The organism is Prevotella sp. oral taxon 313, from assembly GCF_003043935.1.
GTDB lineage: Bacteria > Bacteroidota > Bacteroidia > Bacteroidales > Bacteroidaceae > Prevotella > Prevotella jejuni.
Genome location: NZ_PYXE01000001.1, coordinates 2,088,158 through 2,114,198 on the forward strand (window position 1 = coordinate 2,088,158; position 26,041 = coordinate 2,114,198).

13 protein-coding genes, 2 tRNA genes and 3 rRNA genes are annotated in these 26,041 nt (G+C 43.9%); 7 read left to right on the plus strand and 11 right to left on the minus strand.

Translation table 11 applies throughout. The annotated features are described in order from the left end of the window. Positions 1–63 precede the first annotated feature (63 nt). From gldN to priA, 4 genes are all read left to right on the plus strand, one after another. Positions 64–1,107 (plus strand): type IX secretion system ring subunit PorN/GldN, encoded by a 1,044-nt coding sequence (gldN, locus tag AXF23_RS08285; protein WP_107624957.1) that lies wholly within the window; start codon positions 64–66, stop codon positions 1,105–1,107. A 259-nt stretch (positions 1,108–1,366) separates the two neighbouring features. Beyond that, complete coding sequence (locus AXF23_RS08290) at positions 1,367–1,996, plus strand: porin family protein (RefSeq protein WP_107624958.1); 630 nt, start codon at positions 1,367–1,369, stop codon at positions 1,994–1,996. A 714-nt stretch (positions 1,997–2,710) separates the two neighbouring features. After that, entirely contained in the window at positions 2,711–3,550 is an 840-nt protein-coding gene (locus tag AXF23_RS08295) for an alpha/beta hydrolase (RefSeq protein WP_107624959.1), read from the plus strand. A 4-nt stretch (positions 3,551–3,554) separates the two neighbouring features. Next, positions 3,555–5,861, plus strand: coding sequence for a replication restart helicase PriA (priA, locus tag AXF23_RS08300; RefSeq protein WP_107624960.1), 2,307 nt, complete (start codon positions 3,555–3,557; stop codon positions 5,859–5,861). A 1,402-nt stretch (positions 5,862–7,263) separates the two neighbouring features. Here the strand turns inward: priA and rrf are convergent. The 7 genes from rrf to AXF23_RS08340 all read right to left on the minus strand — a co-directional run bounded on the left by rrf (position 7,264) and on the right by AXF23_RS08340 (position 14,971). Continuing rightward, positions 7,264–7,376 (minus strand): 5S ribosomal RNA (rrf, locus tag AXF23_RS08305). Positions 7,377–7,675: 299 nt separating this feature from the next. Further along, positions 7,676–10,578, minus strand: a 23S ribosomal RNA gene (locus tag AXF23_RS08310). Between the two features lie 225 nt (positions 10,579–10,803). After that, positions 10,804–10,877, minus strand: a tRNA-Ala gene (locus tag AXF23_RS08315). Between the two features lie 62 nt (positions 10,878–10,939). Then, positions 10,940–11,013, minus strand: a tRNA-Ile gene (locus AXF23_RS08320). A gap of 184 nt (positions 11,014–11,197) precedes the next feature. Beyond that, positions 11,198–12,728: ribosomal RNA gene (locus AXF23_RS08325) — 16S ribosomal RNA — on the minus strand. Together the 16S, 23S and 5S rRNA genes with 2 tRNA genes alongside form the textbook arrangement of a ribosomal RNA operon. 568 nt (positions 12,729–13,296) lie before the next feature. Continuing rightward, positions 13,297–13,659, minus strand: a complete 363-nt coding sequence (locus AXF23_RS08335) for a DUF1304 domain-containing protein (protein ID WP_107624961.1) — start codon at positions 13,657–13,659, stop codon at positions 13,297–13,299. Positions 13,660–14,110: 451 nt separating this feature from the next. Then, positions 14,111–14,971, minus strand: coding sequence for an OmpA family protein (locus AXF23_RS08340; protein ID WP_107624962.1), 861 nt, complete (start codon positions 14,969–14,971; stop codon positions 14,111–14,113). A gap of 635 nt (positions 14,972–15,606) precedes the next feature. Between AXF23_RS08340 and purL the strand changes: the two genes are divergently transcribed. From purL to AXF23_RS08355, 3 genes are all read left to right on the plus strand, one after another. Then, positions 15,607–19,353 (plus strand): phosphoribosylformylglycinamidine synthase, encoded by a 3,747-nt coding sequence (gene purL / locus AXF23_RS08345; RefSeq protein ID WP_107624963.1) that lies wholly within the window; start codon positions 15,607–15,609, stop codon positions 19,351–19,353. A gap of 166 nt (positions 19,354–19,519) precedes the next feature. After that, on the plus strand, positions 19,520–20,113 hold the full coding sequence (locus AXF23_RS08350; protein ID WP_107624964.1) for a chromate transporter: 594 nt from the start codon (positions 19,520–19,522) through the stop codon (positions 20,111–20,113). Between the two features lie 158 nt (positions 20,114–20,271). Continuing rightward, a complete protein-coding gene (locus AXF23_RS08355) occupies positions 20,272–20,847 on the plus strand; it encodes a chromate transporter (protein ID WP_107624965.1) in 576 nt (191 codons plus the stop codon). Between the two features lie 528 nt (positions 20,848–21,375). Here the strand turns inward: AXF23_RS08355 and rseP are convergent. From rseP to murA, 4 genes are all read right to left on the minus strand, one after another. After that, positions 21,376–22,776 carry an RIP metalloprotease RseP gene (gene rseP / locus AXF23_RS08360; protein WP_107624966.1) on the minus strand — a complete coding sequence of 467 codons (1,401 nt, stop codon included), beginning with the start codon at positions 22,774–22,776 and terminating at the stop codon, positions 21,376–21,378. Between the two features lie 14 nt (positions 22,777–22,790). Continuing rightward, complete coding sequence (locus AXF23_RS08365) at positions 22,791–23,948, minus strand: 1-deoxy-D-xylulose-5-phosphate reductoisomerase (protein WP_107624967.1); 1,158 nt, start codon at positions 23,946–23,948, stop codon at positions 22,791–22,793. A 25-nt stretch (positions 23,949–23,973) separates the two neighbouring features. Next, positions 23,974–24,495 carry a ribosome maturation factor RimM gene (rimM, locus tag AXF23_RS08370; RefSeq protein WP_107624968.1) on the minus strand — a complete coding sequence of 174 codons (522 nt, stop codon included), beginning with the start codon at positions 24,493–24,495 and terminating at the stop codon, positions 23,974–23,976. A 226-nt stretch (positions 24,496–24,721) separates the two neighbouring features. Continuing rightward, entirely contained in the window at positions 24,722–26,035 is a 1,314-nt protein-coding gene (gene murA, locus AXF23_RS08375; RefSeq protein WP_107624969.1) for a UDP-N-acetylglucosamine 1-carboxyvinyltransferase, read from the minus strand. Positions 26,036–26,041 lie beyond the last annotated feature (6 nt).

The window sequence follows — 26,041 nt, forward strand, 5'->3', positions numbered from 1 at the left end:
TATAACGGCTCATCACATGCTATGTCTGCCCCTTGCTTTTAGTAAAGAACAAACAAAACAACAATGAAAAAGATATTTCTCATAGTCTGCACAGCGTGTTTGGCACTCTCTGTAAGTGCACAGCCTGCTGCACGTCGTAATCAACAACAGCACCAATCGCCTGCTAACACCATTACAACACGTGCGCAGATATCCTTCCCTACAACGGCTCCTATGCAAGAGGATGTTGTTTGGAGACGTGATATCTATCGTGAACTCAAACTTACCGAGGATGCAAATGCTGGTTTGTACTATCCAACAGAACCTGTTGGCTCGCAAATGAATCTCTTTACTTACATCTTCAAGTTGATGATGAGTGGCCCTAACCGTGGTGGTATTGCGGCATATAACTACCGAATGGATGGCAATGAGATATTTACTGACTCTGCACGTATCAAACCTTTGCAGTTCCTCGATAACTATCATATCTTCTACGAACGCACCGACCACGGTATTCGACTTGATAATAGCGACATTCCATCAGGTGAGGTTAAGGGCTACTACCTCAAAGAGAGTGCTTATTATGACCAAGGTACAGCTACCTTCCATCGTAAGGTTGTTGCCCTCTGTCCGATTATGTATCGTGAAGATGACTTCGGTGATGGGGAGGTTAAATACCCATTATTCTGGGTTCGTTACGATGACTTGGCCCCTTTCCTTGCTAAGCAAACGATTATGACAAGTAATCTGAATAACGCTGCAACAATGAGTGTTGACGATTATTTCACGATGAACCTCTATAAAGGAAAGATTTACAAGACAACCAATATGCTGGGTAGAACACTCGCACAATACTGCCCTAATGACTCTGCGATGGCTGCTGAACAGAAGAAGATAGAGCGTGAATTGGTTGAATTTGAGAAGAACATCTATGGTGACCCTGCTCGACGTGATAGCCTTGATAGTATTACTGCTGCCAAGGAGGGTGAGAATGCACCACGAAAATTGGGCCGTTCACGTCGCACAAGTCCGTCTACAAGCAGCGTTAGACGCTCTCGCCGCCCGTCTTCTAATGGTAGTGCTGCTGCTTCACCAGCACGTGTCACGGTTCGCCGCGAGCGTCATTAATAATTTTTCTTAAGGTTGGTTCTATAAATTCCTCGATGGAATCTGCCTTTAATGAGTTATACTTAAAACATCATTAAAGGAATTTTATAGAACCAACCTTAATTAATTCTAATTGGGCAATAATACTCTTTCTGATAGGGTTTATGTATAAAGATGCTCGAATAGTAGTACTATTTCGGGTCCTCTCTCAAATGTGTAAGCATATAAACTTTGCATGATGAGGAGTGAATTTAGTTCTTTATCATTAACACTTAAGGTTATGAAGAAAATTATCTCATTGGCTTTCTTAGCCCTATCATTTATCTTCTCCACCCCTATTCAGGCTGACGAACCATTGAAATTTGGTGTGAAGGCAGGATTGAATGTAAGTGATTTCTACTTTGATAGTGATGTCTTTGACAAAACTAACCAAGCTGGCTGGTTCATTGGACCAACGGTAAAATTCACATTACCCGTTGTTGGCTTAGGTATGGATGCTTCTGTCCTATACGACTATCGTTCTGCTAAACTCGATTATGCCACGATGACGCAGACTGTTAAGCAACAGCAGATTGCAATACCAGTGAATGCACGATACTCTATCGGCTTAGGTAGCGTGGCAAGTGTATTCTTCTTTGGTGGTCCGCAAGTCGCTTTCAACATTGGAGAGAAAGAGTATCAATGGAACATGAGTAGTACCTACGCCTTAAAGAATAGTAATTTCAGTATTAACCTTGGCTTTGGTGTTACTGCATTTAAGCACCTGCAGGTGAGTGCCAACTATAATATCGCTTGCGGAAAGACTGGTCATGCTACCTGGAAGACGGCTACCGATGCTGCTACATCGGCCTTTAAGAAGAAGGATAGTCGTAATAGCTCATGGCAGGTGGGGGTGGCTTATTTCTTCTAAAACGAAGGACATCAGCATTACTCGTCTCAAATACGCACAGAGGGAACTGTCCGACAGATACAAAACGAGCATCCTCACCAGTGAGAACAGTATTCTCAGATTGGTGAGGATGCACTTATAAGAAGGGGAGAAGACGACGAACGTTCTAACAGGGAATGTAAATATATTTCATTAACCATTCTTCTCTCCATGCAAAGAGAGGCCGAATAAGAGGCAAGAAAACGCCTCTCTACGATCGAGAACATGCCTTTCTTGGATATAGAAGACGCCCTTCTTGAAGCAAGAAGGGCGTCTTCTTTAATGCCATATATAACAAGTTGTTTTACTGAATGTTACGAGTTCTACTTTAAGAAACATCATACGCATATATTGAGGGAATACATACTGCTACGAAGTAATGATTTTTCATAACCAAACTAACAGTTTTGAAACATAGAGGGATTAATGCACATAGCATAGATGAAGTATTTCTTCACACGAGAAGATAGAGTTCATGAGTTAAAATCTTGCTATTCGTCTGTCATTTCAATAGACGATTAAGTGTGTGTTCTCCTCATATCTCTCCCTAAACGTAAACTTGTTGAGACGCATGGTGACCTTAGCTAACCGAAATCACATGATATTGTTTTTTTATATTATTGTTCTATAAAGTTATCGTTCTTTCTTTTTTTCTTTGTACATTTGTATTCAGACTGACTTAAAATACTTGATAGAATGATGCTGAATAGAATAAAGTTCTTCTTAATCGTCGCAGTGTTGTTACTTACTCAATCATTGGTATTAAAGGCGCAAAAAAACTCTTCTGATGTAAATTACATGACAGTGAATGACATTCCTTACTCGATAAAGACGGATTCATACGCCCGCGAACGTCTAAAAGTTGATGTCTATTACCCACAAACGATGAAGGATTGCCCAGTTGTAGTCTGGTTTCATGGTGGTGGACTTACTTTTGGGCATAAGGGAATACCCATCGAACTGAAGAAGAAGGGTTTGGTTGTTATTGGTGTCAATTATCGACTGCTACCAAATGTGACGATTGATAGCTGCTTGGATGATGCCGCCGAGGCCGTAGCTTGGGCTTTTCATCATGCGAAAGAATACAACGGAGACTGTCGAAAGATATTTGTGACAGGACATTCTGCTGGTGGTTATCTGACAATGATGGTTGGTTTGAATAAGGCACTGTTGGGCAAGTATGGGATTGATGCTGATAGTATTCGTGGCTTGATACCCTTCAGCGGCCAGACTATCTCCCACTTTTCTTATCGAGAGATGCATGGAAGGGGTGCACTTCAACCGCTTGTTGATGAGTATGCCCCACTCTATTGGGTTCGTAACTTGGTCCCGCCAATGGTCTTAATCACAGGAGATCGAAATATGGAACTATTCGGTCGTTATGAGGAAAATGCTTACCTATGGCGGATGTTGAAACTCTGTGGACACGAAGAGAGCTATCTATATGAACTCGGAGGACACGACCATGGGGCGATGATGCAGCCTGCTTTTCACATTCTCTTGGATAACATAAATAGAATATTGGATAGAAAATAAGCTAATGACATACGCAAATATCATATTACCCTTACCTTTAGATGGGTTGTTCACCTATACGATACCAGATGCACTGGCTCCTAAGGTACAGGTCGGTGTACGTATTATTGTCCCATTAGGCAAGAGTAAGCGATATGTGGGTATCGTTGCTGAGTATCCTATTACTCCCCCTGCAACTGAAAAAGGAATAGAGAGTGGCGAAAAGAAGATTGTTTATAAAGACATTCTTGAGGTATTAGACGCTACTCCGGTGCTTCTTCCACAGCAGCTGAGACTTTGGTATTGGATTGCAGACTATTATATGTCACCTATCGGGGATGTCTATAAGGCTGCTTTGCCATCGGGTTTGAAGGAACAAGATGGCTATCGACCACGAACAGAACTTTATATCCGACTGGCAGATAACTTTCGCAATGAACGTACACTTACGCTTGTGATTGACTCTATGAAGCGTGCAACAAAGCAAGTGGACGTTCTTATGGCTTATCTACAGCTGGCTGGTGTCGATGAAATGGACCAAATTTCGCCCCAAACAGAGTTTCGTGAGGTGACAAGAGAGGAATTGATGAACGTTACCCACGCTTCTATCGGTATCATTCGTGCATTATTAGATAGGAAAATCCTTGTCACCTACGAGAAAGAGGTTGGCCGATTAAATCATGGTAGTCCTTCCCGTCCTGAGAACATGAAGCCTCTAAACGAAGCACAGACTGAGGCTTACAATCAGATTCTCATACAGATGATGGGGCATAGAGTGACTTTACTGCATGGAGTGACGTCTTCGGGAAAGACTGAAATCTATATTCACCTTATTCAAAAGGCTATCAATGAGAAGAAGCAGGTACTATATCTCTTGCCTGAAATTGCTCTTACAATACAGATTACAGAACGTCTGAAGGCTGTATTTGGCGATCAGTTGGGTATTTATCATAGTAAATACAGCGATGCGGAACGTGTTGAAATATGGCAAAAGCAGTTATCTGATAATCCATATAGTGTTATCTTGGGTGCGAGAAGTGCCATTTTTCTCCCATTTCATCGACTTGGATTGATTATTATCGACGAAGAACACGACCAAAGTTACAAGCAACAGGACCCTGCTCCACGTTATCATGCTCGTTCGGCCGCTATTGTCTTGGGACAGATGTATCCTGAGGCGAAAACGCTCTTAGGGACGGCTACGCCTTCAATGGAAAGCTATTACAACGCAAAACAAGGGAAATATGGACTTGTGGAACTGACTCGTCGATATAAGGACATACAGTTGCCGAAAATAGAAATCGTAGATATAAAAGATCTCTACCGCCGTAAGATAATGAAAGGGGCTTTCTCTCCTCGCCTGCTCTCTGCTGTTCGTGAAGCTTTGGGACGTGGTGAACAGGCTATCTTGTTCCAAAACCGACGAGGATTTGCACCGATGGTGGAGTGTAGACAGTGTGGATGGGTACCGAAATGTCCGAATTGTGATGTGTCTCTGACGCACCACAAGAATATGAACTACCTGTCTTGTCACTATTGTGGATACACGATGAAGGTGCCGGATGTGTGCCCTTGTTGTGAAAGTGAAGACATACGAGGACGTGGGTATGGTACGGAGAAGATTGAAGACGAGATAAGCTTCATTTTCCCTGAGGCTCGCATTGCACGTATGGACCTTGATACTACACACACACGCAATGCTTACGAACGTCTAATTAACGATTTTTCTGCAGGTAAAAGTAACCTTCTGATAGGCACACAGATGATTACGAAGGGGCTTGACTTTGATAAGGTTTCGGTCGTAGGTATCCTTAATGCAGACTCGATGTTGAACTTCCCTGACTTTCGAGCATACGAACAATCATTCATGATGATGAGCCAGGTGAGTGGACGTGCGGGTAGGAAGGGGAAACAGGGATTAGTTATTCTGCAAACAAAGAGCCCTGACTTGCCAATTATTCAGCAAGTCGTACATAATGATTATCAGTCGTTCTACAACGATTTGCTGGTCGAGAGGCGTGATTTTCATTATCCTCCGTTCTATCGACTCATCTATGTCTATTTAAAGCACAGAGACGAGAATATTGTAAATACTGCTGGTTTGGAACTTGGTAGTAGACTACATGAGGTTTTCGGTGACCGTATCCTCGGTCCTGACAAACCTGCTGTGGCACGTGTCAAAACTTTAAGTATAAGAAAAATCATGCTTAAACTGGAGATAGGCATCGATTATGCTCGTGTCCGCCAATCTCTCCATAATACAATACACGAACTTCTAAAGGATAAAAGATATGGTGCTCTCCAAGTTTACTTTGATGTTGACCCATTATAATTCAGCCCTTCCACCAAGCAAACACCCCATATACTTGATTCTCAACTATTACAATAAACGATTAATAGCCGTCTTCTCTCTAACTCCCATCAGAACCTTCCAATTTCTTCCAAATACCTCTCAAAATCCTCTCTAAATCTCCTCTATCCACTCTAAAGTCCCCTCTTAATCAACTCTAAAGCTCCATCCAAATACACTCTAGAGCCCTCTCTAAATCCATTCTACTCACTAAAGTTTCACTCTAAATACCTCTCTAACTCCATTCTACCCACTCTTGCTCCACTCTAAAGTCCTCTCTAATTCCATTATACCAACTTTAGTTTCACTCTAAATACCTCTCTAACTCCATTCTGCCCACTATTGCTCTACTCTAATTCCCTCACCATGTCCCCTCTAAATCACCTCCTCTACATGCCAGCCGTACCTTAACCACTGTCACCCAAAGCGCAATAAATAACATCCTTTTGTGCCTCTTAATATGTTAGAGAAAACGATTTAGGACATCTTCTAATAACATACTAAATAAAACTAATTACCCATCACAATACTTCTGTAAATCTAACCTATAGCCATTCTAAAGGGACTTTGGTGATATAATCTATTATACATTATATTACATTAATATATACCAATGCGTCTCACAATAAATCAGTGGTTATCCTAATAATCTCATTAATCTTATCAGCCATATAACATTAGACTTATAATCCTCATTACCCAATACTATCATCCCTATTAGTTATTAGTTTCAATAGCCCTATCCGCCCTACGCTATTAGACTCATTTGTCTTATCAGCCCAACGCCATTAGGCCCATTAGCCATATCAGCTCTGTCTATTAGGCCCATTAGCCATATCAGTCCAGTTCTATTAGGCCCATTAGTCCTATCAGCCCTACACTATTAGGCCCATTAGCCCTATCAACCCAACACTATTAGACCAATTACCCTTATCAGCCTTACGCTATTAGGCTCATTAGTCCTATCAGCCCTACGATATTAGGTTCATTAATCCTATCAGCCTTACGCTATTAGGCTCATAAGCCCTATCAGCCCTATTCTATCTGGCCCATCAGTCTTATCAGCCCAACGCTATTAGGCCCATAAGCCTTATCAGCCTTACACTATTAGCCCCCTCAGCCCAATCAGCCCCTGTTCTATTAGGCCCATCAGTCTTATCAGCCCAACGCTATTAGGCTCATTAGCCCTATCAGCCCAACGCCATTAGGCCCATTAGCCCTATCAGCCTTACGCCATTAGGCTCATTAGCCATATAAGGCTCATTGCTTTTATTAGCCTCATTAGCCCATAAACATCCACTAACAACACACTATCAACACCTATCAATAATCAACTAACAACAAAAAAAGAGCCTTGAAGATTTCTCTTCAAGGCTCTCATAAAAGAAGGCGGCCACCTACTCTCCCGCATTGCATTGCAGTACCATCGGCACAAACGGGCTTAACTTCTCTGTTCGGAATGGGAAGAGGTGGGACCCCGCCGCAATAACCACCTAATATTTCTCTCGGTTGACTAGTTCACAGTTGACAAGTTGACTAGTTATTTGTCTTTATCCTTGTCTTCTTTATATCTTCTTATCAGTAGAGCCGTTGTTAAACATTGTCTATAAAACTAATAACTCATTTACTCGATAACTCGTTATCTTGTCAACTCGTCTACTGACTTGTCAGCCGTATAAGGTGACGTATTTCCACAAGCAAAACATATAGAACTCATATCTTCCTATCAAGAAGATTACACAACTCAAAGTCTGAGTCACTGGTCTCCGCTCTCCAAACTCTGGAGGCGGAAGACCCGAAGAAAGTTTCGGGCAATTAGTAGTGCTCGGCTTTGACGTCACCGTCTTTACACCTACACCCTATCAACGTCATCGTCTATGACGACCCTTATGAGGAGCTCTCATCTTGCGGCTGGCTTCGCACTTAGATGCTTTCAGCGCTTATCCAATCCAGACTCAGATACCCAGCGGTGCACCTGGCGGCACAACTGGTAAACCGGAGGTCTGTCCAACACGGTCCTCTCGTACTAGTGTCAGCACCACGCAAAACTCCAACGCCCACGATAGATAGAGACCGAACTGTCTCACGACGTTCTGAACCCAGCTCGCGTGCCACTTTAATGGGCGAACAGCCCAACCCTTGGGACCTTCTCCAGCCCCAGGATGTGACGAGCCGACATCGAGGTGCCAAACCACCCCGTCGATATGAGCTCTTGGGGGGGATCAGCCTGTTATCCCCGGAGTACCTTTTATCCTTTGAGCGACGGAGTTTCCATACACATCCGCCGGATCACTATGCCCCAGTTTCCTGCCTGCTCGGCATGTCTGCCTCCCAGTCAAGCGCCCTTATGCCATTGCACTCTATAAGGCCGGTTACCAATCGGCCCGAGGGCACCTTTGGAAGCCTCCGTTACACTTTTGGAGGCGACCACCCCAGTCAAACTACCCACCAAGCAGTGTCCGCGCCACAGGCGCGTTAGACCTCAGACAGCCAAAGGGCCGTATTTCAAGGATGGCTCCACGAATGCTGGCGCACCCGCTTCAAAGCCTCCGGCCTATCCTACACATCGGATGACCAAGGTCAATGCTAAGCTGTAGTAAAGGTTCACGGGGTCTTTTCGTCCCATCGCGGGTAATCGGCATCTTCACCGATACTACAATTTCACTGAGATCATGGTTGAGACAGCGTCCGGATCATTACACCATTCGTGCAGGTCGGAACTTACCCGACAAGGAATTTCGCTACCTTAGGACCGTTATAGTTACGGCCGCCGTTTACTGGGGCTTCAATTCAATGCTTCCTATTGCTAGTGACATCTCCTCTTAACCTTCCAGCACCGGGCAGGTGTCAGGCTGTATACATCATCTTTCGAGTTTGCACAGCCCTGTGTTTTTGTTAAACAGTTGCCTGGACCTATTCTCTGCGCCTCATATTACTATGAGGACCCCTTATCCCGAAGTTACGGGGTCAATTTGCCTAGTTCCTTAACCATGAATCTCTCAACGCCTTAGTATATTCTACCCGACCACGTGTGTCCGTTTGCGGTACGGGTCGCAGTATCATTAAGTTTAGCGGATTTTCTCGGAAGTATGATTACCTGCACTCAACTCTTCCCGAAGGAAATGCTGTACTTTCGTGTTTCAGCTCAAGTGGTGGATTTGCCTGCCACTATCATAACCTACGCACTTAAACGCCCTATTCCGTCAGGGCGCGGCAGTGTCACTGCTCCGTCTCCACGTCACTGATAATGCGAGTTGCGGAATATTAACCGCATCTGCCATCGCCTTCGCCATTCGGCTGAGACTTAGGACCCGACTAACCCCGGGCTGATTGGCATCGCCCGGGAAACCTCGGTCTTTCGGCGAAAGGGAATCTCACCCTTTTTATCGTTACTTATACCTACATTTGCTTTTCCATAAACTCCAGGATCAGTTACCTTCACCATTCAACGTCGATGGAATGCTCCCCTACCGATACTTTTAATATACATTACTATCCCGCGCCTTCGGTATCTGACTTATACCCGATTATTATCCATGCCCGGACCCTCGACTAGTGAGCTGTTACGCACTCTTTGAATGAATGGCTGCTTCCAAGCCAACATCCTAGCTGTCACGGGGACCAGACTTCGTTAGACTAACTTAGACAGAATTTCGGGACCTTAGACGGCGGTCTGGATTCTTCTCCTCTCGGGGACGGACCTTAGCACCCGCCCCCTTACTGCACATCTGCTGTCCATAAGCATTCGGAGTTCGTCAGGTCTCGATAGGCGGTGAAGCCCTCTTGACCTATCGGTCGCTCTACCTCTTATGGAGATCGATGCACGCGGCACCTAAATGCCTTTCGGGGAGTACGAGCTATCTCCAAGTTTGATTGGCCTTTCACTCCTACACTCACCTCATCGGGAAGCTTTTCAACGCTTATCCGTGCGGTCCTCCATTCGGTGTTACCCGAACTTCAACCTGGGCAAGTGTAGATCACTTGGTTTCGCGTCTACCCCATCTGACTTGACGCCCTATTCAGGCTCGCTTTCACTGCGGATACGTAACTCTTGTTACTTATCCTTGCCAGACATGGTAACTCGTAGGTTCATTATGCAAAAGGCACGCCGTCACCGCTTACGCGGCTCCGACCGCTTGTAGGCGCATGGTTTCAGGAACTATTTCACTCTCCTAATCGGAGTGCTTTTCACCTTTCCTTCACAGTACTCGTTCACTATCGGTCTCACGGGAGTATTTAGCCTTACCGGATGGTCCCGGCAGATTCGCGCAGAATTTCACGTGTTCCGCGTTACTCAGGATACCACTACGTCTCGTCATGCTTCGGATACAGGATTATCACCTTCTATGATTCTACTTTCCAGTAGATTCTCCTCACAATCTAAGTACGACAACGTGGTCCTACAACCCCTGCTAAGCGTTGCCACAAAGCAGGTTTAGGCTCTTTCCCGTTCGCTCGCCACTACTAGGGAAATCATTAGTTTATTTTCTCTTCCTAGAGGTACTAAGATGTTTCAGTTCCCTCCGTTCGCCTCACTACGTCTGTAGTGATAACAGGTCTTCAACCTGCTGGGTTGTCCCATTCGGAAATCCTTGGATCAAAGGTTATTTGCACCTACCCAAGGCTTATCGCAGCTTATCACGTCCTTCATCGCCTCCGTGAGCCAAGGCATCCGCCATGCGCCCTTTCTTACTTTCTTCGCCTTCTTTGTAATTAATTACAAAGAATGTAGCTCATACTTTCAGCTGTTGTATGATTCTAAACATTATGAAGATTAATCTTCATGAATGAGAATACTAATTCTTCCTATATAATAAGGAATATTAGTTCTACTTACAGTCTTGCTTGTGTCAATATGTCAAAGATCTTGTGCTGTTACTCTTTGTATTCTGAGGCAGTGCCTCAGAAGCATGGAACAGCGAAGTGGAGAATAACGGATTCGAACCGTTGACCCCCTGCTTGCAAAGCAGGTGCTCTAGCCAACTGAGCTAATCCCCCAAGGGATAGAGAAAAGGATTAAAGGATATTCAGCCTGTTACACATTTGACTTAATCTATGTGTAGTCCCAGGCAGACTTGAACTGCCGACCTCCACATTATCAGTGTGGCGCTCTAACCAACTGAGCTATAGGACTGAGTTGGAAGAAATCACTTCGGCTATTCATGCCAGACTTCCTTTCTCTTATTCTTAAAACAGTATCAGTGAGTACAAGAAGAAAACGAACCAAAGGTTCTTTTATTTTCTTGATTACCGTTAACTTGTTAACATGTATACTTAAATACTTATCAACTAAATCAACTAATAAGCGAACTCTCCAGAAAGGAGGTGTTCCAGCCGCACCTTCCGGTACGGCTACCTTGTTACGACTTAGCCCCAATCACCAGTTTTGCCCTAGGCCGATCCTTGCGGTCACGGACTTCAGGCACCCCCGGCTTTCATGGCTTGACGGGCGGTGTGTACAAGGCCCGGGAACGTATTCACCGCGCCATGGCTGATGCGCGATTACTAGCGAATCCAGCTTCGTGGGGTCGGGTTGCAGACCCCAGTCCGAACTGGGACCGGCTTTCAAGATTTGATGCAATTTGCATTACACCATCCCTCTGTACCGGCCATTGTAACACGTGTGTAGCCCCGGACGTAAGGGCCGTGCTGATTTGACGTCATCCCCACCTTCCTCACACCTTACGGTGGCAGTGTCTCCAGAGTGCCCAGCATTACCTGATGGCAACTGAAGAGAGGGGTTGCGCTCGTTATGGCACTTAAGCCGACACCTCACGGCACGAGCTGACGACAACCATGCAGCACCTTCACAGAGGCCCCGAAGGGCGTCATTATCTCTAAATCCTTCCTCTGCAATTCAAGCCCGGGTAAGGTTCCTCGCGTATCATCGAATTAAACCACATGTTCCTCCGCTTGTGCGGGCCCCCGTCAATTCCTTTGAGTTTCACCGTTGCCGGCGTACTCCCCAGGTGGGATGCTTAATGCTTTCGCTTAGCCGCTGATACCAGGTACCAACAGCGGGCATCCATCGTTTACTGTGCGGACTACCAGGGTATCTAATCCTGTTCGATACCCGCACCTTCGAGCTTAAGCGTCAGTTGCGCTCCCGTCAGCTGCCTTCGCAATCGGAGTTCTTCGTCATATCTAAGCATTTCACCGCTACACGACGAATTCCGCCAACGTTGTGCGTACTCAAGGAAACCAGTATGCGCTGCAAGTCAGACGTTGAGCGTCTACATTTCACAACACACTTAATCTCCGGCCTACGCTCCCTTTAAACCCAATAAATCCGGATAACGCCCGGACCTTCCGTATTACCGCGGCTGCTGGCACGGAATTAGCCGGTCCTTATTCGTATGGTACCTGCAAACAATCACACGTGATTGACTTTATCCCCATACAAAAGCAGTTTACAACCCATAGGGCCGTCATCCTGCACGCTACTTGGCTGGTTCAGGCTCTCGCCCATTGACCAATATTCCTCACTGCTGCCTCCCGTAGGAGTTTGGACCGTGTCTCAGTTCCAATGTGGGGGACCTTCCTCTCAGAACCCCTACTGATCGTCGCCTTGGTGGGCCGTTACCCCGCCAACAAGCTAATCAGACGCATCCCCATCCATTACCGATAAATCTTTACTTCAAATCTGATGCCGTCATCGAAGACTATGCGGTATTAGTCTGCCTTTCGGCAGGTTATCCCACAGTAATGGGTAGGTTGGATACGCGTTACTCACCCGTGCGCCGGTCGACGTCCATTCAGTGCAAGCACTAAATGCCGTTTCCCCTCGACTTGCATGTGTTAAGCCTGTAGCTAGCGTTCATCCTGAGCCAGGATCAAACTCTCCATTGTAAAATATGTGTTGGTGATAAGTGATAGGTGATAAATGATAATGGATACCATGTTAACCTAAGCACTCCACCGAGTAATCTCTGTTTCAGAACGCTTATCCTAAAAGTATCAAGTAAAAAGCACCTTTTCTTTTGTTCCTTTAGTTTTGAGGCGGTGCCTCAAAAGTAGGGACAACGAATTGATCGGTTCGTTTCTTTTACCCATCCATTTGATATAAAACCAAACAGACGCTTCTTGTACTACTTCTCTGTTTATGTAAATCTTTTCAAAGAACTCTTTCTTTACTGCTTTAAGTAACTTGCCGGGTGGCTTGTTTTGTAAAGCGAGTGCAAAGGTATACAGAATTTCCGTTCCCTCCAAATGTTTTGAAGAATATTTTTCAAAAAACTTAAAAATCAATCAAAACCTTGACGCAAATCAACCAAAACGGCACCAAACACACCCCTACCGCAGCTCAGGAAGCCATAAAAACAAAAATAGCACTACAAAGCCATAAAACAAGGAATAGCCCCTTAAACGCAAAATCGAAAACAAGGGAAGTTTCAATTTTAGCCAAAACAACAAATACCTACAATAGAACAAAACTATATATTAATGCCACCAAAGCTGGCGCACCCTGCTTTAAAATAATAGTCGGACTACTTGTAATACCGCCATAAATAGCCACCAATGTTACATATAATAAAAAACAACGTGTCCAAAATAAATCATTCGTAACCCAAACTGCTATTAAAATCAGCACTGCCAATAAAAGATTATAGACACCTTGATTCTTAAATAACGTAGATACAATTGGGCGACTTAATTCCTCCACTTCCATATTGAATGTACGCGCAGTAGTTTCCGATTTAGTAAATATCGTTTCAAGACACATTATATATATGTGTTCGACAGCTACCAATGTAGCTAAAATCATAAAAGTAACATCCATATACAAACCTTATATTATAGGTTCTGCGGGATTTAGTGTGAATTAACATGCCGTATCCCGCATTAAGCGGCACGAAATTCGTATCTTTATAGTCAGTATAAAGAAATCAAGACCATCGGCAGAGGATATGGTACTGCCGAACGCTATCGGATAGCGATTCTATTCTTCTATGGTGGTCTAGACATATGTTAACTCACACTAATTACAGTAGAACCATATTATATATAAAGAAAAAATCTGCACCTTGTCAATATGATATAGACAAGATACAGATTCATATTTAATCAACGTTTTCGTTTCTATCAATGCAGTAAATACCACATTGTTTCTCCTAAAACACTTACCACAGGAACAAAACACATATCTGGAAAGTGTAACCAACAACCAATTTTATATAGCCATGGGCGTTACAGGAGTATTCCGAATAAAAACGTTTTTACTCATCAACAAGTTACTTTGCAGCCTTCGTTTCTGGAGCTTCACCAATGAGATCCATGAACTGGTCAAGTTTAGGAGTAATGATAATCTGAGTACGACGGTTACGCTGCTTACCTAACTCCGTATCATTCGTTGCAAGTGGGTTATACTCACCACGACCACCAGCAGTCAAACGCTTAGGATTAACACCGAAGCGATCTTGCAGATACTGTACAACAGAAGCAGCACGTAAACAAGAGAGATCCCAGTTATTACGGATATTTCTCATCTTATCATTTGCCGTATTAATAGGCACATTATCCGTATTACCCTCGATTAGCACATCATAATCTTTATAATCAGTGATAATCTTAGCAATCTTACTCAACGTCTGTTCAGCACGATCATTCACCTCATAAGATCCACTCTTATACAGCATATTATCAGCCAAAGAGATATAAACAACACCCTTCAGAACCTGTACATCAACCTCCTTCAACTCCTCACGGCTCAAAGAACGGGTAAGATTGTTTGTCAACACCATATTCAGTGAGTCGCTCTTAGACTTCACCTCAACCAAGTGACGGATATACTGATTACTCTCATTAATCTGATCAACAAGCTTAGAAATGTTGATATTGTTTGAATTGGCATTTCTCAAACTGTTATCAAGACTACCCTGCAACGCAGCAGCACTCTCTCTTGCCTGTGCTAATTGGTCCTCCAAACTCTTAATTCGTGCATTGTTAGCAGCGATAGTCTCCTTAGCATTTTGATAGTCAGCCGTCAACTGATTATTCTGTGTACGGCAATCTTCCAAATCCTTCTTGCTGGCACAGCTACTAAAAGCAAGTGTACCAACTGCTAAAGCCACCATAAAAAGACTCTTTTTCATATTTACTATTTTATTTTGGTTATTATTCTTATTTGTAATAAATCTTTTCACACAACTCGAAAGAAATTTGTTCTTATATCCTCGAAGGTGCCACCTTAATAATAATAGCGACCTCTCTCTAAAAATCCATTTCCTTCTCTATAATGCAGCAATCTCATGCAAAGATATTATAAAGACGTGTAAAACAAAGGGTTGTATAACGAGTTTAGGCATTTTTAACCTAAAACAATCAAATAGCAAGGCTTTTTTGATGAAATTATACAGAATAAACTGTTGATAGACAAAATACGGACAAGTCCTATAATAAGCCAATTTAATCATCGTTTCAACAATTTCTACTATACAAAAACACCTTCTGCAAGTCCAAAATACACCACCATTCCTAAATTATTTTCATGAAAGAAAGAAATTATTTTCATGAAAAAAAATATTTTTCTTCACGACAAGAAATATTTATTTTCATGAAAAGAAATTCAAGTCAACAAATACCACTTTAGCAAAATAAAGCAGACAAAAACGAGTCTGATTATTTATAATACCTAAGAAGACTAAAAAACACTGGACAAAAGGGCAGTATATCCAAAGAATATCGTATCTTTGCAAACAGAAGTAACACCAAATTTTATATAAAGACTATGATTCTTTTCTTCAGAACTCAGTCCAAAAGCGTGATTGCCACAGAAGTCAATCATGCATTGTCCGACGCGGAAATCAACGAACTTTGTTGGCTCTATGGCGATGCCACCTACTTGCAGAACGAACAGACACTGCAGGGCTACTATGTGGGACCACGCCGTGAGATGATTACTCCTTGGAGTACGAATGCCGTCGAGATTACTCAAAACATGAGTCTTGACGGCATTTTGCGTATAGAGGAGTACTTCCCTGTAAGCAGCAAAGAGGCTGATTATGACCCGATGTTGCAACGTATGTATGATGGTCTTGACCAGACTATCTTCACTGTCAACCACGAGCCAGAGCCTATCAAGCGTGTGGAGGTCTTGGAGAAGTTCAACGAAGAAGAAGGTTTGGCACTCTCACCAGAGGAGATGGAATATCTCCACAAGATTGAGAAGCAGAATGGCCGCCCACTCACCGACTCTGAAATCTTTGGTTTCGCCCAAATTAACTCTGAGCATTGCCGCCATAAGATTTTCGGTGGAGAGTTCGTCATTGATGGCAAGGTGATGGAGAGCAGTCTCTTCAGTCTCATCAAGAAGACTACAAAAGAGAATCCTGGTAAGATTCTTTCAGCCTATAAAGACAACGTAGCTTTCGCACAAGGTCCAGAGGTTGAACAGTTTGCACCAGCAAACCAGAGCACATCTGACTTTTTCCGAGTAAAGCCTATCGAGAGTGTTATCTCTCTGAAAGCTGAAACTCACAACTTCCCAACTACCGTTGAGCCATTCAATGGCGCCGCAACAGGTACGGGTGGTGAGATTCGCGACCGTATGGGCGGTGGCGTTGGTTCATGGCCAATCGCAGGAACAGCAGTCTATATGACCGCTTACCCTCGTCTGACAGAAGATGACGGTACAACTCCAGCCTTACGTGATTGGGAAGACATCCTTCCTGTCCGTCAGTGGCTCTACCAGACTCCAGAGCAGATTCTTATCAAGGCATCTAATGGTGCGAGCGATTTCGGTAACAAGTTTGGTCAGCCTTTAATTACCGGTTCACTACTCACATTTGAACATCAAGAGAATGGTGAGAAGTATGCTTACGATAAGGTAATTATGCTTGCTGGTGGCGTTGGTTATGGTACCAAGCGCGACTGTCTGAAGGGTGAACCACAGGCTGGTAACAAGGTAGTTGTCGTTGGTGGCGATAACTACCGTATCGGACTTGGTGGTGGTTCAGTATCATCAGTTGATACGGGTCGTTACTCAAATGGTATTGAGTTGAATGCCATACAGCGTGCTAACCCAGAGATGCAGAAACGTGCCTACAACCTTGTGCGTGCATTGGTAGAAGAGGACAACAACCCAGTTGTATCTATCCACGACCACGGTTCTGCAGGACACCTAAATTGTCTTAGCGAGTTAGTTGAAGAATGTGGTGGTAAGATTGATATGACACAGTTACCAATTGGTGACAAGACCTTGAGTGCCAAGGAAATCATCGCCAACGAATCACAGGAGCGCATGGGCTTGCTCATTGACGAGAAGCACCTCGACCACGTGAAGAAGATTGCTGAGCGTGAGCGTGCTCCAATGTATGTTGTTGGTGAAACTACAGGTGATGCCCACTTCGCATTCGTACAGGGCGATGGTGTAAAGCCATTCGACTTAGACGTAGCACAGATGTTCGGTCATTCTCCAAAGACAATCATGAAGGATGAGACCGTTGAGCGCAAATATGAGAATGTATCTTATAGTATAAATAAGGTGGAGGAATACCTCCAGCGGGTGCTTCAGTTGGAAGCTGTGGCATGTAAGGATTGGTTGACGAATAAGGTTGACCGCTCTGTTACAGGTAAGGTTGCCCGTCAGCAGTGTCAGGGTGAGATTCAGTTGCCACTCTCTGACTGTGGTGTTGTAGCCTTAGACTATCGTGGTCATAAGGGTATTGCGACCGCACTTGGTCACGCTCCACAGGCAGGACTCGCATCACCAGAGGCAGGCTCAGTCCTTTCAGTAGCCGAGTCATTGACCAACATCGTATGGGCACCATTGGCAGATGGCATGGATAGCCTGAGTCTTTCAGCCAACTGGATGTGGCCTTGTCGCTCACAGAAGGGTGAGGATGCACGTCTTTATAGTGCGGTTAAGGCATTATCAGACTTCTGCTGTGCTATCGGTGTGAACGTTCCAACAGGTAAGGATTCACTTTCTCTGACCCAGCAATATCCTAATGGAGATAAGATTATCTCTACAGGAACCGTCATTGTGACCAGTGGTGGTGAGGTAAGCGATGTTCGTCAGGTGGTTTCTCCAGTACTTGTTAATGATAAGAACACACGCCTCTATCATATCGATTTCAGTTTTGACGAGCAGCGTTTAGGTGGTTCAGCCTTTGCACAGAGCCTCGGCAAGATTGGTAGTGACGTTCCAACCGTGAAAGAACCACAGTATTTCTGCGACTGTTTCGATGCTGTACAGGAGATGATTCGTCGTGGATGGATACTTGCTGGACACGACATTTCAGCAGGTGGTTTGATTACAACATTGCTTGAAATGACCTTTGCGAATGCTGAAGGTGGTTTGCATATCAACCTCCATGACATCAAGGGTGACGATGTAATCAAGAAGCTTTTTGCAGAGAATCCGGGTGTAGTTATTCAGGTTGCTGATGAACATAAGGAAGAAGTTAAGGAGTTCTTAACGGAGAACTGCATCGGCTTTGCCCGTATCGGTACACCAAGTCCAGACAAACGCACGCTCAGTATTGCTGATGGTGATTGGAAGGTAGCGTTCGATATTGATGCAATGCGTGAAACATGGTATAAGACATCTTACCTGCTCGACCGCAAACAAAGTATGAACGGCATGGCTAAGAAGCGTGCTCAGAACTATAAGAAGCAGCCAATCGAGATGAAGTTTAATGCTGACTTCACCGGTACACTTCAGCAGTATGGCCTCGATGCAGACCGTTGGAAGACTTCAACACCTAACACCCATCACCAAACACCAAAGGCAGCTATCATTCGTGAGAAGGGTACCAATGGTGAGCGTGAGATGGCTTATGCACTCTATTTGGCAGGCTTTGAGGTGAAGGATGTTATGATGACCGACCTTATCACTGGTCGTGAGACTTTGGAAGAAGTAAATATGATTGTCTTCTGCGGTGGTTTCTCAAACTCTGACGTACTCGGTTCTGCAAAGGGATGGGCTGGTGCTTTCCTCTATAATCCAAAGGCTAAGCAGGCACTCGACCGCTTCTATGCACGCGAAGATACACTTTCATTGGGTATCTGTAACGGTTGTCAGTTGATGGTTGAGTTGAACCTTATCAACCCAGAGCACAAGCATCGTGCTCACCTCTGCCACAATACCAGCAAGAAGTTTGAGAGTTCATTCTTAAACTTGACCATTCCACAGAACAATAGTGTAATGTTCAGTTCTTTGAGTGGCAACAAACTCGGTATCTGGGTAGCACACGGCGAGGGTCGTTTCTACCTCCCAGAGGCAGAAGATAAGTACAATGTCATCGCTAAATACAACTACGCTGAATATCCTGGTAACCCTAACGGCTCTGACTACAATGTAGCAGGTATCTGCTCTGCAGACGGTCGTCACCTTGCAATGATGCCACACTTGGAGCGTGCTATCTTCCCATGGCAGCAGGCTTACTATCCACGTGAGCGTAGTCAGGACGAGGTTACACCATGGATTGAGGCATTTGTAAATGCTCGCAAGTGGGTTGAAAGCAAACTGTAAAGTTTACCTCTCCCCTATTGAAGGTGTAATAGATTAGCACACCTTTATATATAGACTATACTGAGAAACGCCCTCATCTGAGTAATATTACCTAATAGGTATATGTGAACAGATGGGGGCGTCCGTAGCTCTCAAACATTGATTTCACTATAAATAACAAGACACAGTGGACAAAGATAACATTTCATCAACACCCAACACTCAATATCCAACACCCAAAGGATTCTACTGGGAAGCCTTCAAAACCTTCTTTAAGATTGGAGCCTTTACACTTGGCGGTGGCTATGCTATGATATCAATCATTCAAAATGAGGTAGTAGTGAAGAAAAAGTGGATTCCCGAAGACCAGTTTGTTGACCTGATAGCTGTTGCACAAAGCTGTCCTGGTGTCCTTGCTGCAAACATCAGTGTCTTTGTAGGATATAAGATGCGAAAGACACCGGGTGCACTCGTAACTTGTTTAGGAGCTATCCTCCCCTCATTCCTCATCATTCTTTGTATAGCTCTCTTCTTCCATCAGTTTATGGACATCCCATGGGTGGCAGCAATGTTCCGCGGAATACGCCCCGCAGTGGTTGCCTTGATAGCTGTACCAACCTTCACATTGGCTAAAAGTGCTAAAATATCATTGGCAAACTGTTGGATTCCTATTGTCACCGCCATTGCCATTTGGCTGTTAGGTGTCAATCCTGTTTACGCCATTCTTGCTGCAGGATTAGGTGGATTCCTTTATGGGAAGTTTATTAAACCGACGGAATAAGAAAACCTCCCCCAGCCCCTCCAAAGGAGGGGAGAGCCTAACGGGATATAACTTCGCAAGAGAAATAGCAAACGAAAGTTTCGAAGGAAGAGAGAGACGAATGGGATAATTTCGGGAAAACAGCACACTAAGAACAGACTAATAAGAGAAATAACAACATGATATACTTAGAACTTTTCTACACTTTCTTTATCATCGGACTCTTTGGATTCGGTGGAGGATATGGAATGTTATCACTGATACAAACAGAAACGGTTGTGAACCATCATTGGCTTAGCTCTGCTGAGTTCACAAACATCGTTGCAGTATCACAAATGACACCCGGCCCTATTGGTATAAACTCTGCTACCTATTGCGGTTATACAGCTGTACATAATGCAGGCTTTGGCGCAGGTATGGCAGTATTGGGTAGTCTCACCGCCACCATAGCCCTTGTACTTCCATCGTTGATAATAATGATTCTTATCAGTAAGATGTTCCTCAAGTATATGAACACACCTGTTGTACAATCAGTCTTTGCAGGTCTACGCCCTGTAGTAGTGGGTCTATTAGCAGCTGCCACCTTATTATTATGTAATACTGAGAACTTTTCTGCACCAAGTGTAAACCCTTGGCAATTTTGGATTAGCTTGTTCCTCTTTGCTGCAACCTTTGTTGGTACGATGTGGTTAAAGATTAATCCTATCCGCATGATATGTTATGCAGGAATTGCTGGGTTAGTCTTACTTTATTAAGAAAGTCTCATCTGCAACCACCCTATAATGTGAGAAGGAGTGAGAACACAATATTTGTAAGTGCTATTGCTAAATGTCTTCTTCTATACTACATTATGGTCACAATAAAGAATTACGCAATATCTACCGTGGTAGGTGTTGCGTAATTTCGTATTAAGCCACAGCAGTATCGAATGAGACCTCATTATACCAGTTAAACATTAGTGCATATCGCACCTAATAACGCTTGTCATAGAGCTTTATAACCATCTTTTATTATTGTGTTAAGGCTTAGCACCTTTGGTGTTCATGCTTAGCACCATTAGTGCGGAGCCTCAACACATGAACAACATGTAGTATAGAAACGAGTATCCTACTGTACATAGAACTGCAAGAAAGGGAGAGAAAACTGCTAAACCTTTATAAATAAGCGACAAGAATAAACAAAAATCACGCAATACTTGCTATAGCTTGTATTGCGTGACTTCGTATTAAGATACTATTAACGGACTATTCGATAGAACTAAGTCCATTAAAGAAAACTTGTTCTTACATAATATGCAACCAACGAAGAATGTCGTTGAGGTTGGCAAATATCATAAGGAGGATTAGGATGGTTATACCAACATACTCCGCACGTACCATAAACTTCTCTGACGGTTTACGACGAGTAATCATTTCATAGAGAAGGAATACCACATGACCACCATCCAAAGCAGGGATAGGAAGAATGTTCATGAAGGCAAGCATGATACTCAAGAAGGCAGTCATTGACCAGAACATATACCAGTCCCAGAATGGAGGGAAGAGACTACCGATAGCTCCGAAGCCGCCTATACTCTTTGCACCGTCAGCTGAAGCAAGGTAACGGAAGTTACCAACATAGCCACGTAATACATTCCAACCATGCTTTATACCTGCAGGGAAACTCTCAAAGAAGGAGTATTCCTCCTGTACAGGCTTATAATAACTTGCCAATGTTGACTGTAAAACACCCAACTTCAAATCAGGTGTCAACATAAGTTTTAATGTATCGAGCTTTGCTGCGCCCTTATGCTGAACAGTCAGCACAACAGAACGAACTGCAAGAGAATCCTTATGCGTATTCTTCACTGCCAAGACATCACTCAAGACACCTGTCTGATAATTCATATCTGTCCATGTCTCAACAGGCTTTCCATTGATAGACTTAATGAGGTCGCCTGCCTTAATACCTGCTTTCGCTGCTGGTGTATCACCCAACACGCTATCCACCTGCGCTGGAATGAAAGGCTCCGCAAACAAAGGACGTGTCTTAATCATTGGCAGCATATCCATATCGCCAGGCAGAGCAATACTATGTTTCTTGCCATTACGCAATACGTCTACACGCTTTGCTTGTGCTATCTGACGGAAGAAATCACCATTCACATTCGCATACTCACGGAAAGGACCTTGGTCTGTTCCCAACATTACGTCATGGTCATGGAATCCCAAAGCCTTTGCATCAGCATTGAAACGCATACCCATACTCATGTCAGACACCTTGAAATAGCTGTCTCCCCATACAAACATCACCATTGAATAAATGAAGAGAGCGAGGACAAAGTTGACCAACACACCACCTATCATAATCAAAAGACGCTGCCAAGCAGGCTTTGTACGGAACTCCCATGGTTGTGGTTCCTGCTTCATCTGGTCGGTATCAAAGCTTTCATCTATCATACCAGAAATCTTGCAGTAGCCACCAAGTGGCAACCAACCCATACCATATTCCGTATCGTCTTTCTTAGGTTTCCAACTGAAAAGTTTACCTTTCCACTTACCGATGCCCACATCGAAGAATACGAAGAACTTCTCAACGCGAACGCCAAAAAGTTTCGCAAAGAACATGTGTCCGCCTTCATGCAGCAGGACAAGCAGAGAGATTGCCAGAATGAACTGAAGCAATCTGATCAGAAATGTTTCCATTATTTATCTATTCATTATTTATTATTCATAATCTCAAGTGCTACACGGCGTGCCTCAGCATCCGTCTGCACATATACATCATAGTCTGGATTGCTATCAAAAGCAACAGTTTGCATTGCCTTCTCAATGATGTCGCCCATTGCCAAGAAACTACAAGCACCCTTACGGAAGCCTTCATTGACAATCTCATTGGCTGCATTGACAATACAAGGCATATTGCCACCCTTGTTAATAGCTTCGTATGCCATTGCAAGACACTTAAACTTCTCCACATCAGGCTCAAAGAACTCTAATGGCTGACGGAAAAGATCTAACCTATCGCCGTCTAACGATAGACGTTGTGGGAATGAAAAGGCATATTGGATAGGTAATCTCATATCAGGAACACCTAACTGTGCCTTTACACCACCATCACAGAACTGTACCGCACTGTGAACAATAGATTGGGGATGAACCAATACTTGTATTTTATCAGCAGGTACACCAAAGAGCCATTTAGCCTCAATCACCTCGAAACCTTTGTTCATCAAAGATGCAGAGTCGATAGTAATCTTCGCTCCCATATCCCATGTTGGATGTTTGAGTGCATCGGCTGCAGTAACATACTTCAACTGTTCATGGGTAAAGGTACGGAATGGTCCACCAGAACAAGTGAGAAGAATCTTCTCAATCTCGTTCTCGTCCTCACCAACCAAACTCTGGAAGATAGCACTATGCTCGCTGTCCACAGGCAAGATAGGCACGTGATACTGCTGAGCCAACTGAAGAATCAACTCGCCAGCTACGACAAGTGTCTCCTTGTTTGCCAAACATATCTTCTTCTTTGCTTTGATAGCATGGATTGTTGGAGCAAGACCCGAATAGCCAACCATCGCTGTAAGTACCATATCTATTGATGGTGACTCAACGATGTCCTCCAAAGCTTTACTACCTGCATATACCTTTATGTCAGGCATATCAGCTAACTCTTGCGTCAAAGCGTCATAGTAAACCTCATCAGCAATGACAACCGCAGCAGGATTAAAGCGACGAGCCTGCTCAGCAAGTTCCTTCCAACGATGATTAGCAGTGAGTGCATAAGTCTCATAAAGGTCAGGATGCTGACTGATAACATCAAGGGCTTGCGTACCAATGCTACCTGTTGAGCCTAATATACAGATTTGTTGTTTCATTAATTCTTTTAGTTTATACCGCGAATCAGAGGTCAAGCAGTCCTGCTGGAATCCGCATCGTAATCGTCTTTGACGCTATGTCTGTCGCAACAATAAGTTCATCACTGGCAGGAATGAGTATTTCCTCGCCTTCAGGTGTGCTCACTTCAAAGAGCGTATTGACAGTTGTTTCATCTACAGCAACAATCTTGCCAATCACATTATTCGTTGCTTCATCTATCAAGGAATAACCGACAATCTGCGCCCATGACACATCATCTGTCCCTTCTTCTGCCAACTTATGTGGGAAATAGACAATACATCCCGTCAGTTCGCGTGCTTGTGCATCGCTATTGATGTCACAAAACTTCATCAGGGCTATCTCGTCAGAACGGAACCGATATTCCTCCATAAAGAAAGGAACAAGGATTCCGTCAATGTCCAATATCAGGTAATCGGCATCTACCACATCAAAAACGTCATCGGAGAACTGCAACTGCAACTCTCCGTGTACGCCATGCGGTTTCCCGATGCGCCCAATCTTATAGACTTCTTCCTTCTTTATCATCTTTTCATCTTATATCAGTAGTACTGATAAAACTACAACTTATTTCAATACTAAATTGTTTTTTCAATAAAACGGTCGACCCTTTCGCCTAAAACCGTCTACCTTTTGAGGAAAAAGGTCAACCTTTTTGCAAGAAAACGTCAACCCTTTTATGAGAATAGGTCAACCCTATTTATCTAAAATTCACAACACACTCTTTCAAAGTGCGGTTTTAGATACGATGGGATTAACAAACCTCTGCTCGCTGAATCTTTGCACCAAGGGCATTGAGACGTCCTTCAATGTTCTCATATCCTCGGTCAATCTGTGCGATATTATCAATACGGCTTGTTCCCTGTGCTGTTAGTGCTGCGATAAGCAGTGCAATACCGGCACGAATATCAGGACTTGACATACGACCTGCACGGAGTTTCTTGGCATTATCATGACCAACAACTACGGCACGGTGGGGATCACAGAGGATTATCTGTGCACCCATGTCAATGAGTTTATCCACGAAGAACAAGCGACTCTCAAACATCTTCTGGTGGAAAAGTACACTACCCTGTGCCTGTGTAGCAACTACGAGCAACACAGAGATCAGGTCTGGTGTCAATCCTGGCCATGGAGCATCGCTGATAGTCATAATCGTTCCATCAATAAAAGAGTCTATCACATAGTGGTCCTGACGTGGAATAAGGAGGTCATCACCATCTTCGATAATCTGTACACCGAGTCGACGGAAGGTATCAAGTATCAATCCCAAGTTAGGAACTGACACTTCCTTAATACGAACACCATCACCAATCATCGCAGCAATACCAATGAAAGAGCCTACCTCGATCATATCAGGCAGGATTCTATGGTCAGCAGAATGCAATTCCTTCACACCCTCGATAGTAATCAAGTTGCTGGCAATACCGCTAATCTTCGCTCCCATTGCATTAAGCATCTTACAGAGTTGCTGGATATAAGGCTCACAAGCAGCGTTATAAATAGTTGTTGTTCCTTCTGCTAACACTGCTGCCATAACAATATTGGCAGTACCCGTAACAGACGCTTCATCTAATAGCATATAGGTTCCAACAAGTTTATCAGCTTGTATCTCATATACATTACGGTCTTCAACACGCCCAAAGTGTGCACCAAGATTCTTGAATCCAAGGAAGTGGGTGTCCAAACGACGACGACCAATCTTGTCACCACCTGGCTTAGCTATCGTAGCCTTACCAAAACGGCCCAACAATGGACCAATCATCAAGACACTTCCACGCAGAGAAGAGCACTTCTTCACAAAGTCGCTACTCTCTAAATAATCGAGGTTTACTTCGTCTGCTTGGAAAGAGAATTCATTAGGGGCAAGCTTCTTAACCTTCACACCAATGTCCTGTAAAAGCTTGATGAGATTGTTCACATCGAGAATATCAGGAACATTGCGAATGATAACTTCTTCTGTTGTCAACAGGGTTGCGCAAATCACCTCCAAGGCTTCATTCTTTGCACCTTGTGGAGCAATCGTGCCACTCAGCCGATGTCCACCTTCTATGATAAAGGATTCCATGTGTCG